Below are 13,944 nucleotides of genomic sequence, written 5' to 3' on the forward strand. Positions count from 1 at the left end.
AGAATTAGGTTGCTAATAAATTTTCATATCACAGTAGCTATCCAGCAGAAAAGACTAAAGAAGACGCAAGTCTTCAAAAGGATTTTTTCTTTATGAAAGGTATCAGCAATTCTTTCATTTCTAAATGATTCATCTTATGAAAGAATGGATTATCTTATTAAATGATAATGGTATAGTTGAATGCTGACTTTTTTTAGAAAATAAATAGCAGTTCATTCTTTTCGCTTCCAGCTTAAAGCAAACTGCAATTTCATCAGCTACAAGTATATGTTCTGTTTTTATTGATATGATTATTTTAAGTGTGTATTCATATACTATTATGTGACTTTGTTAATACATTTCTTATTTAATAAGCATAACAACACCAAAATTTTGTCTGGTAATAAGAATATAATATCTAAGCAACGTGGCTTTATTTTTTTCTTGTAAACCATAAGATGCAATTTTTATAAATAACGAATGGACAAACTTATTTAGTCCCTCGTTACTTTACTGCCCCACCAGTCTTCATTGGGTGCAAAGTCTTCCTGCAAAAACTGCTTTCTTTGCTGCTCCAGCCGGGGCATAAGTACTTCTACCTTTTCTCTATGTTTTTCTACGGCCAGTTCGGCACTGAAGGTAGTATCACGTGCTGGTAGGTTAGCACTAACGCTTTCCAGAAAAGTCTGTAATTGTGCATTTAGTCGTTTTGCGACCTCAGGATATTCTTCGGCTACATTTTGCTGCTCTCCCGGATCTTTCTGCAGGTTATACAGCTCGTTTCTTTCATCTTCCCAGTAATGAATCAGCTTCCAATCTTTATCTCTAATGATTGAGGCAGGCTCACCTCCCTGATTACCATAGTGAGGATAGTGCCAGAATAATGGACGTTCTGCTACTGTTTCACCTTCCAGTAATGGTTTAAGGCTGACTCCATCTACATGTTGATTGGGCAGCAGAGGTAGGTTGGCCAGATCAAGGATGGTAGGAAAAAAATCAGTTCCTGTTACCGGATAGTCAATGGTTTTGTTACTGTTGTCTAACCAGGGCACTTTGATAAAATAAGGTTCCCGAATGCCGCCTTCCCACTGGTAGCCCTTGCCACCACGAAGGGGTAGATTGGTAGTAGAGAAAGCATCTCCTGAGGCTACACCTCCATTGTCTGATGTAAAAATAACAATGGTATTTTCTTCCAAACCTAAGGAATCCAGCTTATCCAGCACCAGCCCTACGGCATCATCCATCTGTTCTACCAGCCCACCATAAATTGGGTTGTCCTGTACGATCCTTATTGGCAGGACGCGCTCCATTTCGTAGCCATGATCCTGTATGCCCATCTGCTCAGCTTTGTCCCGATACTTTTCCCATTTTAGTTCTGTCGTTTGTATGGGGCCGTGTACGGCATAAAAAGACAGGTAAGCAAAAAAAGTAGAATCCTGATTTTCTTCTATAAACCTGGCAGTCTCCTTAGCCAGCCGCATTGACAGGTTTTCGCCCTGGGTGGTGTTTTCTAGCTTAGGGTTTTCCCAGGGTGAAAAATAACCGCCTCTAGGACTGCCTACATCCCAGCCTCCCTTATTGGTATCAAAGCCATGATCTTCAGGATGAGAACCCTCACTGCCCAGATGCCATTTACCAGCAAAAAACGTTTTATAACCATGGGCGCGCATTGCCTCAGCCAGGGTAGTGTCTGCCTGAGACAGATTATGTACATATGCTGCGGGAAGCAGTCTGTCATTCCTGTTATGGTCTCGCCAGTCAGTTCCGGATTTTGCACCTATCCAATCAGTAATGCCGTGCCTTGCAGTAAATTTTCCCAGCATGATACTGGCTCTTGAGGGACTGCAAACCCTGCTGGCAGCATAGCCCTGGGTAAAAACAGTACCTTCTCTGGCAATGCGGTCCACATTAGGGGTTTCATAATAGTCACTGCCGGTAAAGCTCAAATCATGTACGCCCAGGTCATCTACTAAAATAAACACCACATTTGGCTTAGCTACTTCTTTCTCACTACAGGCAACCAAAAAAAAGTTCAACAGCGATAGCGTAATTACAATTAGGTTATTAGAGAGTCGTTTCATAAGGTTTCTCAATATTTGAGGTTTAGTTCTAGGTTAGTATTATTAGCCAACTGAGGCTGAGTAAGAGGGTAAAGGACCGGATAGTCTTCGCACACTATACCTCTCTCCTGCGATTGTTGGATTAGTAAGAAGATTTTTCATAGAGAGGAGCATTAGGTGAATAATCAAAAAATTAAAAAGCAGACCAGACATCTTTAATAGACAAGTTTAAAACCAGCTTTTGCTAGTGTAAACTGATTTTCAATTATTCTGTGAGCCTTTTCTATTTGTAGGAGCTTTCATAAAATTTAAGATCACTCATACTAATAGTAATAATAATTGATCAATACATAATATTTGCATTTTTATGCGTGCCAATATTAGGGATTTTGAATATCTAGAAAAAGGGACAATGATCAACAAACATGAATGATATTACGAGGAAATAATTTTAGTTACCTCTAATATTCATCTCTTGCCGGTCTCTTTTCTTATATTCAATGGGGGACATCTGCATTACTTTTTTAAAAATTCTGGAAAAGTAATAGGGGTCCTGATAACCTACTTTATCAGCTACCTCTTTTACATAGAGTTGTGTTATATCCAGCAACTGGCAGGCATATTGAATCTTCAGTTGAATAAAATGATCTACAGGGGAGAAGCCAGTCTTTTGTGTAAATAACTTCGAGTAGTGTGCTACAGACAAGCCAGTATGATCAGCTAATTCTTTAAGCGATAATGCTTCTCCAACGTGGTTTTTCATAAAAGTAATATTCTTGGAAATGATATCAGTATCCTGCACATTCTGAAAATGCATAAACTGGTTTGGGTATAAAAAAGAAGCAAGTAAGCGCTGGAAACTCATACTGGCATATTCAAGTTGCGATTTGGCATACCCCATAGAGAAAGTGTGGATCAGGTCTTTGAATAGGCTGATCCGAAAATCTTCATTTATCGCATGCTGTGCTTGAAGTGTCGTTTTTTTTCCAAAGTGTTCGCTCAGTAGATCTGCTTTGGTTCCATCAAAATGTACCCAGTAAATAGTCCATGCATCCTTTTCCTTAGTATTGTAATGATGTGCAATATTTTTAGGAATAATGACAAAATCATGCTTTGAAAGAAAGTGAGTTTCTTTTCCAATGCTTACTTCACCACTTCCATTATTTACATAAATAAGAATATTCTCCTTTGAACCATGATTTCTTTTACGAAAATGAAAACGAGCATGAGGATAAAAACCAATATCTGTAATATATAAATCACGGGTTAAAGGATTGGCCTGAAGTTGATTTTTCACTGAAGAGGGTAAAACGATACTTTGTTCTCCTAAAAAACCGTCTTTCTTACTTTTCATGATTATAATAATATAGTCCAGTGATTCCGAAGATAACGCATTTTTTGATGTTTCTCAATTACCTTACTTTACCCTATGCTGGTCAAAGAAAAATTCAACTTCCAATATATCCTTGCCATATCACTGGTTTCAGCTTTGGGAGGATTACTCTTCGGTTACGACTGGGTAGTAATTGGAGGTGCCAAACCTTTTTATGAAAGGTTTTTTGGCATTACCAACCAATCGGCGGTACAGGGCTGGGCGGTCAGTTGTGCATTGATAGGCTGTATCGCCGGTGCGCTAAGCTCAGGTAAAGTTACTGATGCATTGGGCAGGAAGGTCCCCTTGATTATTTCTGCTTTACTTTTTACAGTTTCTGCCATAGGTACCGGTATGGTGGATACTTTAAACTGGTTCATCGTGTACCGTATCCTGGGAGGTATTGGGATAGGCTTAGCCTCTACCATTTCTCCTATCTACATTGCCGAAATGGCTCCGGCAAAGTATCGTGGCAGGCTGGTATCTCTTAATCAACTTACCATTGTGATCGGAATTCTGGCAGCGCAAATTATCAACTATCTGATCGCCGAATCTATTCCTGCCGGGAGTAAAGATATTGAGATCGCGGCTTCCTGGAATGGACAAATGGGATGGAGGTGGATGTTCTGGGCAGAAACGGTGCCTGCATTTACCTTCTTTGTACTCGCCTTTTTTATCCCGGAAAGTCCGCGCTGGCTGGGCAAACAAGCCCGGTGGAAAGAGGTAAACCATACACTCTCCAGAATTGGTGGAAAAGCCTATGCGGAAGCGGGGCAGGAAGAGATCAAAGTATCGCTTGAACAGAAAAAAGAAGGTCAAACGCAGCAGGTTAAGCTGACTGCCAACAATAACCGTTTTATACTGCTAATCGGTATCACACTGGCAGTATTTCAGCAGTGGTGCGGCATTAATGTCGTCTTTAATTATGCGGACGAAATATTTTCAGCTGCCGGGTACTCCATCAATGATGCCTTGTTCAACATTGTCATTACAGGGGTAGTCAATCTGGTATTCACTTTTGTAGCGATCCGCACGATAGACCAGTGGGGTCGAAGAAAATTATTGTTGCTGGGTTCTTTAGGCTTGGCGATTACTTACGCGCTGCTTGCTCTCTGCTATCTGACAGATGTAAAAGGAATATTTGCCTTATCGCTGGTGCTCATTGGTATTGCTATTTACGCCATGTCGCTGGCCCCGGTAGTATGGGTAGTATTATCAGAAATTTTCCCCAACAGAATCCGGGGTGTTGCCATGGCTATCTCAACCACAGCACTTTGGGTAGCTTCTTTCATCCTGACCTATACCTTTCCCATATTCAATAGTGGTTTGGGCACTTCGGGTACCTTTTTCCTCTACAGCATAATCTGTCTGGCAGGCTTTGTTTTCATCTTAAGGACCTTGCCCGAAACCAAAAACAAATCCCTGGAAGAAATAGAAAAAGAATTAGGCCTGTGAATGTATAAACTGAAAATATCTGGATAATGCACCCATCAAAAGACATACAAAGTAAGCGATCATCTACGGGCGTAAAAGCCTGGGTTGAAGCGGTTACCATTCCCACTTACCCAATCGGTGAAGCAGAAAAATACCCAATGTTTCTGGAAAAAAGAGTGTACCAGGGCAGTAGTGGTGCGGTCTATCCTTATCCTGTCGTTGAGAAAATCTATGACGAAAAAGAAGACAAGAACTGGAATGCAGTTTTTCTGGAGAATGACTATCTCAAGATCATGATCATGCCCGAGTTGGGGGGCAGAGTACAAATGGCTTATGATAAGATGAAAAAGCGCCATTTTGTGTACTATAATCAGGTCATCAAACCGGCTTTGGTAGGTTTAACGGGGCCCTGGATATCAGGAGGAATAGAATTCAACTGGCCGCAGCACCATCGGCCTACTACCTTTGATCCGGTAGACTATACTATAGAAAAAAATGAAGATGGTAGCAAAACCGTCTGGGTCAATGAAATTGAGCGTATGTCTGGCACCAAAGGCAAGGCCGGATTTACCCTGCATCCCGACAAAGCTTTTCTGGAAATCAAGGTTAATCTATACAACCGTACACCTTTTCCTCAAACCTTTCTCTGGTGGGCCAATCCGGCGGTCAAAGTCAATGATGACTATCAGTCAGTTTTTCCACCCGATGTAAATGCGGTCTTTGATCACGGCAAACGTGATGTTTCCAGCTTCCCTATCGCCAGAGGTACTTATTACAAAATAGATTATTCCGCAGGCGTGGACATCTCCCGTTATAAAAATATTCCGGTTCCTACGTCTTATATGGCGGTCAACAGCCAGTATGATTTTGTAGGAGGATATGAAAATGACAGCAAGGGCGGGCTATTGCATGTAGCTAACCATCATGTGTCGCCTGGTAAGAAGCAGTGGACCTGGGGCAATGGTGATTTTGGCAGAGCCTGGGATCGTAACCTGACCGATGAGGATGGACCTTACATAGAGCTGATGTGTGGTGTGTTTACCGATAACCAGCCGGATTTTTCCTGGCTGCAGCCTTATGAAGAAAAAAGCTTTACCCAGTATTTCATGCCGTATCAGGAGTTGGGGATGGTGAAGAATGCCAACCAGCATGCGATGATCAATCTGGAAGTGGAAGAAGGCAAGGTGAAGCTCAAGGTATATACCACCGGTTTTTTCCCTCAGACACAACTGATGCTATTGGCCCATGGAGATAAAATCTGGGAGGGTCAGTATGATTTTGCTCCAGGAACAGTTTATCAGCAGGAAATCAGTCTCAATGATTTCTCAACCGAAGGGCTCAAAGTAGTGATTCTGAAAGAAGATCAGCGAGAGCTGATATCCTGGCAGATGGAAAAATCAGATACCCCCGACATGCCGGAACCAGCCAAAGCCGCGCTGGAACCGGAGCAGATTGAAAGCACAGAATTGCTCTACCTGAATGGTCTACATCTGGAGCAATATCGCCATGCCACCTATCAGCCTACGGATTATTACCGCGAGGCACTGCGCCGTGATCTTTCTGACATTCGGAATAATATCGCTTTAGGCTTATGGTTGATGCGACGGGCTCAGTTTACCGAAGCAGAACTGCACTTTCGTAAGGCTATTGAGACATTGACTTTAAGGAACCCTAATCCCTATGATGGGGAAGCCTATTATCAGTTGGGGATTTGTCTAAAGATGCAGCAACGCTACGATGAAGCGTATGAAGCATTGTACAAAGCTTGCTGGAATGCAGCCTGGCAAAATGCCGCTTACTTCCACCTTGCTCAGATAGATGCCCTCCGGCAGGATTGGGAAATAGCCCTGGAACATATTGAAAAATCATTGATCAGAAACAGTCATCACCATCAGGCCCGTCATTTGAAAATTATTCTGTTACGGAAATTGGGTAAAATAGAACAGGCCTTTGCTTATGTGAAGGAGTCTGTCAAGCTTGATACCTTTAATTTGGGTGCTTTATACGAAAAATACCTGCTGACAAAAGATTCCAGAGTGCTGGAAGAATTTCTATTACTGCTACGAAATCATTCTTTCAACTTTGCAGAGTTTGCCTGGGATTATGGTCAGGCAGGCTGTTACGAAGACGCAATAGATATATTAGCGTTACATAAGCCAGAAAAAGACCGTCCTAACCCTTTACTAGCTTATCACAAAGCCTGGTTTGCCCATCAGGCAGGGAAAGAAAATGAAGCGCAAAGCTATTATGCTGAAGCATCCTCCCAATCGCCTGACTTTGGTTTTCCCAATCGTCTGGAAGAAGTGTTGGCCTTGCAGCATGCGCTTGCAGTTAATCCTGAAGATTACCGAGCCCATTATTTTTTGGGTAATTTTTTCTATGCCTATCGCCAGCATCAGAAAGCCATAACCCATTGGGAAAAAGCAGCTGTATTAGGAGATGATAATCCGATTACCTACCGCAACCTGGCGCTGGCCTATTTCAATAAATTAAATCAGCCGGACAAGGCATTACAATTATTGGAAAAAGCCTTCAGTAGGGACGAGGGTTCGGCACGACTGCTGATGGAACTGGATCAGTTGTACAAAAGATTAAACCATGATCCTCAGCAAAGACTGAGTTTTCTGGAGAAATATCCTGAACTGATAGATTTCAGAGATGATCTTTATCTGGAACGGATTACGCTCTATAATACTTTAGGGCAAAACAAAAAAGCACTACAATTACTGAGCATCCGTACTTTCCATCCCTGGGAAGGGGGAGAAGGCAAGGTGCCTGCCCAATACCTCTACAGCCACATCGCTTTGGCCTATCAGCATATTCAGCAGGAACAGTTTGAGCAGGCGATAGTCCATCTGATGCAGGCACAGACGTATCCTGAAAATCTGGGTGAAGGTAAGCTATTTGGTGCCCAGGAGAATGATATTTTCTACTGGCTGGGCTGCGCTTACGAAGGATTAAAAGAAACACAGAAAGCGGAAGAAGCCTGGGAGAAAGCTTCAGTAGGCTTATCCGAACCGGAACCCGCCATTTTCTATAACGACCAGCAACCTGACAAAATCTTTTATCAGGGGTTAGCATTGTTGAAGCTCAACCGGCAGGAGGAGGCATATAGTCGTTTCCATAAGCTGATTTCTTTTGCCGAAGAGCGCTATTCACAAAAAGTTAAGATAGACTACTTCGCCGTTTCTCTTCCTGATCTTCTGTTGTGGGAAGAAGATCTGCAGGCCAGGAATACACTATTCTGCTATTATCTCATGGGGCTGGGTCATTTAGGGCTGGAGGATACAGAAAAGGCATTACACTATTTTAAAAAAGCCAGGCAAATAGACGCACATCATCAGGGCATACACTGGCATCACTTGTTAGCTTCAGATTTTAAGGCTAAGCAGCATTCGGTCTAATCCTTACATATTTCATTCATTAAGTTTAAGCATCAACCTATGAAACTTAGATATTTGATTTTTTGGCTTTTAGCAACTTGTATATCATGTAGTTCACCCCAGCCGGAGAGCACCATCAGCCTGCACGGAAGCTGGGCTTTCAAAGTAGATTCTTTGGATAGGGGGGAACAGGAAAGCTGGTTTAACCAAAGCCTGGAAGAGACTGTGAAACTTCCAGGTTCTATGGCCACCAACGGAAAAGGAAATGATATTACCTTGAATACCGAATGGGTAGGAGGAGTACGCGATCCCAACTGGCATAACGATCCGAACTACGCTCCCTACATTGATCTGGATAGTATTCGTTTCCCTTTCTGGCTGCAGCCCGTCAAAAAATATACAGGCGCTGCCTGGTACCAGAAAGAGGTAGATATTCCTGAAGAATGGGGAAGTGAAGAAATCCTTTTACACTTAGAAAGATGTCATTGGGAGTCCAGTGTCTGGGTAGATGATCAGAAGATAGGTACACAAAACAGTCTTTCTACAGCACATATTTACCCATTGGGACAATATTTAAGTCCCGGTACCCATACCATTTCTATTCGCATTGACAATCGTATCAAAATAGATGTGGGAGAGAACGCTCATAGCATTTCCGACCATACGCAATCTAACTGGAATGGTATTGCTGGTGATATCTATCTGGAAAGCAGGCCCAATACTTATTTTTCAGATGTTCAACTTTACCCTGATGCCAGCTCACAATCCGTTACTATTCGCGGAAAAGTAATTGGGAGTGAGGCGCAAAGCACTCCTCTCAACATTAGCGCTCAGGCCAGAGGGAAAAACTTTGAAGCGAATCTGCCCGAGCAGTCTTTTGAAGTGACTGGAGAAGGAGAAGAAACGGAATTTGAATTCACCTATAATTTTGGCCAGGAAGCTAAGCTATGGGATGAGTTTGAACCGAATGTGTATCAAATGACTCTCAGCGTAGAGAATGGAGATGAAATTACCAAAGATTTTGGATTCAGGGATATTGCTTTTCAAGATCGTCAGTTTGTGATCAATGGCCGTCCCTCTTACCTCAGGGGTACGCTGGAGTGTGCTATTTTTCCCGAAACGGGTTATCCGGCAACCGATGTGGAAGCATGGAAAAAAATATTTAGCACCATACAGGATTATGGGCTCAATCATATGCGTTTCCACTCCTGGTGTCCTCCCGAAGCTGCTTTTGAAGCCGCGGATGAGATGGGCGTATATTTGCAGGCAGAAGCTGCAAGCTGGGCCAATCAAAGCACCACCCTAGGTGATGGAAAGCCAGTAGATCAGTTTGTCAAAGAAGAAAGTGAGCGTATCGTCCAGGCTTATGGTAACCATCCGTCCTTCATCATGATGACCTACGGTAATGAACCAGGTGGTGACAACTATCGGAAATTTTTGGCAGAGTATGTCAATGCGTGGAAAGCCAAAGACAATCGCAGACTTTATACTTCAGCCGCGGGCTGGCCGGCGATTGCTGAAAATGAGTTTCATGTGTTGCCCGAACCGCGTATACAGGCCTGGGGTGCGGGGCTGAACAGCATTATCAATGCCCAACCGCCTTCTACCAATTATGATTTTACCGACCAAATGCCTGATGATGCTATCGCCGTTGTCTCTCATGAGATAGGGCAGTGGTGTGTGTACCCTGACCTAAAGGAGATTGACCGTTATACGGGCGTGCTCAAAGCCAAAAACTTTGAAATCTTCAAAGAAAGCCTGGAGGCTCACGGGATGGGTGATCTGGCAGAAGACTTTCTGATCGCTTCGGGTAAACTGCAGGCGCTCTGTTATAAAGCGGATATAGAAGGAGCACTACGGACCACCAACCAGGCTGGTTTTCAGCTGCTTGATTTGCATGATTTTCCCGGGCAGGGCACTGCGCTGGTAGGTGTGCTGAATCCCTTCTGGGAAGAAAAAGGCTACATTACCGCCGAAGAATACAACCGTTTCTGCAATACCACTGTTCCCCTGGCCAGGCTGGATAAGCGGATATTTACAGAAGGTGAAACTCTGCAAGCCGATATTGAGATCGCTCATTTTGGAAAGGAAGCACTACAAAATGCAACGCCTCGCTGGACAATAAAAGGCACGGATGGAAATATGGTAGCCGAAGGACAGTTGGATCAGCAAAATATTGCTTTGGGCAATGGCACTAAACTGGGAACTGTATCTCATACTTTTGAGCAAAGCAACCAGCCCAGAAAAGTAGTGCTGGAAGTGAGTGTGGATAGCTTCAGCAACCACTGGGACCTTTGGGTATATCCCCAAAAGCCTGCCAGTATCAGCAGCAATGCAGTCCGACATGTATCCAGGCTGGATGCCAATACTTTGAATTTTCTACAGGGAGGCGGAAAAGTATTGTGGAGCCTGGGCAAAGGCAAGGTAAAACCGGAAATGGGTGGCGAAGTAGGAGTAGGCTTTTCCAGTATCTTCTGGAATACTGCCTGGACAGAAAACCAAAAGCCACACACCTTGGGCATTCTGTGTGACCCTGAACATGCCGCCTTGCAACAATTCCCAACGGAGTCTCACTCCAACTGGCAGTGGTGGGATGCCATGAGCCATAGCGATGTAGTCAATCTCAATGAACTCTCCAATGATATCCAGCCCATTGTGCGGGTCATAGATGACTGGGTGACCAACCGCAGCCTGGGTTTAATCTTTGAAGTCAAAGTAGGAGAGGGTAAACTGCTGATCAGTGGGGTGGATCTCAAAAACCAGCTCAACCAACGTCCAGAAGCCAGGCAAATGCTGGGCAGCCTGATGGGGTATATGGAAAGTGAGGATTTTAATCCTGCAGTTACTTTGGATGCAGAACAGGTTTCGGGCATCATGCAATAACAATGAGTATTTTAAGTAAAGAAAGATTACAATAAAGAGAAGATCATTATCTTCATATAGATGTTTTTTTAAGCAAGTCAAAATGTTATGCATAGGAAATTCCTGACCAAGAAGAAAGTAGGGATAGTAGTTTCGGTAGGCTTATTGGCTTTCCTGACCTATTGGGTATGGGATGCAGGTGCCATCGGCAGTCAGCCGGTGGATTTCAATGCGGAGATTCGCCCTATTCTCAACAAAAAATGCATCACCTGTCATGGAGGGGTAAAACGTTCCGGTGAATTCAGCCTGCTTTTTCGTACCGATGCCCTGGGCGAAAATGAGTCGGGCAAGCGTGCCATAGTACCCGGCAATGTGAAAGAGAGTGAGATGATCCATCGCATCAAACATGATGATCCGGAAGTGCGCATGCCTCCCGAAGGTGATCCCCTGTCCAAAGAAGAAATTGATTTACTCACTCAATGGATTGAAGAAGGCGCAAAGTGGGAAGACCACTGGGCCTATATCAAACCTGAACCCGTGAAGCTTCCCGAAACCGATGCTGATTGGGGGAATAACGCCATTGATCAGTTTGTGCTGAATCGCTTGAAAGAAGAAAATCTACAGCCTTCCTCTCCGGCCGATAAAGCGTCACTTTTGCGTCGCCTGAGCCTGGATTTAACGGGCTTGCCTCCTACAGAAGAAGAGCTGAATCATTTTCTAGACAATACCTCTCCCGATGCTTATGAAGAAGAGGTGGATCGTCTGCTGGCCTCTCCCCGCTACGGAGAACGTTGGGCGAGTATGTGGATGGACCTGGCCCGCTATGCCGACTCCAAAGGCTATGAGGCAGACCGGGAGCGCAGCATCTGGCAGTATCGCGACTGGCTGATCAAAGCTTTCAACGAAGACAAACCCTTTGATCAGTTTACCATGGAACAACTGGCCGGTGACCTGCTGCCTAATCCTACCGACGAGCAGCTCATTGCCACGGCTTTTCATCGTAATACCATGAATAATGACGAAGGCGGTACTGATGACGAAGAATTCCGCGTCGCGGCTGTCATAGACCGGGTCAACACCACCTGGGATGTATGGCAGGCCACCACCATGGCCTGTGTGCAATGCCACAGCCACCCTTACGATCCTATCCGCCATGAAGACTATTATAAATCCTATGCTTTCTTCAACAATACCGCCGATGAGGACGTCGCCAGCGAGTCTCCAAACCTGAAGACTTTTAAGAATGAAGATGACCGTCAAAGCTTAGAGGAACTGAAAAACTGGGTAATTGAGCATACCGCTTCTGCCGATGCCAAGCTGGAGAAAGCACAGCAGTTTGTAAATCTGGTAAAAGTTACCGAGCCTAAGATTCATGGGCACTCTTTTGATCAGATTGAAAAAGGTACTTTGGATGGTTATAAAAGGTTGACCATTGAAGATGGTGGGCACAATCGGATTCCCGGCGTACAATTGAGTGATAAAGATCAGCTCCTGTTTCGTTACAGTGCGGATCACAGCAAAACCCAGGTTGAGATTCGGCTGGACAGCCTGGATGGTAAACTCCTTACCCGCTGGCATATGCAAAAGACAGAGGGTTTTCAAACGGTAGCAGTGCCTATTCCTGCCACTTCGGGCAGACATGATCTGTATCTGAAATTCAAAAGTCCGGGACAGGAAGGTTATTTGTGTACCATTGAATGGATAATCCCCTACGAAGCTTTGCCAGGAGAAACGCAGCCCGCTTATACGCAGATGAACCAACAGCTTTTCCGCCTGATCAATAGTGATGAAGTGATTGAGACGCCGGTCATGATCGAAAAAGCCGAAGACTACCGCCGGAAGACCCATGTCTTTGAGCGGGGCAACTGGATGGTGCATGGCGAAGAAGTGCAGCCCGGTGTGCCTCAGGCCTGGAATGCCATGCCGGAAGGCGCTCCTCAATCTCGACTGGGGCTGGCACAGTGGCTGGTGAGCAAAGAGAATCCTTTAACAGCCAGGGTAACGGTCAACCGTTTCTGGGCGCAGCTTTTTGGAACGGGTATCGTGGAAACTATTGAAGACTTCGGTACGCAGGGTTTCAAACCCTCTCATCCCGAACTCTTGGACTGGCTGGCGCAGCAGTTCATGTACGAGCATGGCTGGAGCATCAAAAGTTTGCTGAAGCAAATGGTGATGTCGGCTACCTATCAGCAGTCTTCCAAAGCGACACCTGAGCTACTAGCCATTGATCCTGACAATCGTCTTTTGGCGCGTGGTCCCAGGGTACGACTGAATGCTGAACAAGTACGCGATCAGGCACTGGCCGTAAGTGGATTGCTCAGCGATAAAATGTATGGTCCCAGCGTCATGCCCCCTCAGCCGGAAGGTATCTGGCAGGTAGTCTATAATGGGATGTCGTGGGAGACCAGCGAAGGTGAGGACCAGTACCGCAGAGCGCTGTATACTTACTGGCGCAGAACGAGCCCCTATCCTTCCATGATTGCTTTTGATGGTCCCAGCCGGGAGTTTTGCGTGACAAGACGTATTGATACCAACACCCCTTTACAGGCTTTAGTAACGCTCAATGACCCGGTTTATATGGAAGCTGCCTATGGCTTGGCCCAGCGAATGCAGGAAGAAGGGCAGGTGGAGGAGCAGCTGAAAAGAGGCTACAAGCTGGCTTTATTGAAAGATATTGATGCTGAAAAACTGGCTGACCTGACTAAACTTTATGAAGAGACCCTTCAGCAGTTGGAAGCTCAGCCTGAAGCCGTAGCAAAAGTGGCAGGAGAAGATCAACTAACATTGGCGACGCTTACTGTAGTGGCGAATGTCATACTCAATCTGGATGAATTTATTACAAAATCTTAAGCAA

General features: G+C 44.6%; 6 protein-coding genes. 4 read left to right on the top strand and 2 right to left on the bottom strand.

Features of this window, described 5'->3' with window-relative positions:
- Window positions 1-473: 473 nt before the first annotated feature.
- Window positions 474-2,060: a sulfatase gene (locus WJR50_RS25895; RefSeq protein ID WP_341296213.1), complete on the bottom strand. Its 1,587-nt coding sequence runs from the start codon at window positions 2,058-2,060 to the stop codon at window positions 474-476.
- 430 nt (window positions 2,061-2,490) lie between these two features.
- Entirely contained in the window at window positions 2,491-3,393 is a 903-nt protein-coding gene (locus WJR50_RS25900; RefSeq protein ID WP_341296214.1) for an AraC family transcriptional regulator, read from the bottom strand.
- A 75-nt stretch (window positions 3,394-3,468) separates the two neighbouring features.
- Between WJR50_RS25900 and WJR50_RS25905 the strand changes: the two genes are divergently transcribed.
- The 4 genes from WJR50_RS25905 (at window position 3,469) to WJR50_RS25920 (ending at window position 13,940) form a co-directional block, all read left to right on the top strand.
- On the top strand, window positions 3,469-4,866 hold the full coding sequence (locus WJR50_RS25905; protein WP_341296215.1) for a sugar porter family MFS transporter: 1,398 nt from the start codon (window positions 3,469-3,471) through the stop codon (window positions 4,864-4,866).
- A 26-nt stretch (window positions 4,867-4,892) separates the two neighbouring features.
- On the top strand, window positions 4,893-8,249 hold the full coding sequence (locus WJR50_RS25910) for a DUF5107 domain-containing protein (protein ID WP_341296216.1): 3,357 nt from the start codon (window positions 4,893-4,895) through the stop codon (window positions 8,247-8,249).
- Between the two features lie 39 nt (window positions 8,250-8,288).
- Complete coding sequence (locus WJR50_RS25915; protein ID WP_341296217.1) at window positions 8,289-11,111, top strand: DUF8487 domain-containing protein; 2,823 nt, start codon at window positions 8,289-8,291, stop codon at window positions 11,109-11,111.
- A gap of 87 nt (window positions 11,112-11,198) precedes the next feature.
- A complete protein-coding gene (locus WJR50_RS25920) occupies window positions 11,199-13,940 on the top strand; it encodes a DUF1553 domain-containing protein (protein ID WP_341296218.1) in 2,742 nt (913 codons plus the stop codon).
- The last annotated feature ends 4 nt before the right edge of the window (window positions 13,941-13,944 follow it).

The organism is Catalinimonas locisalis, from assembly GCF_038039535.1.
Lineage (GTDB): Bacteria > Bacteroidota > Bacteroidia > Cytophagales > Cyclobacteriaceae > Catalinimonas.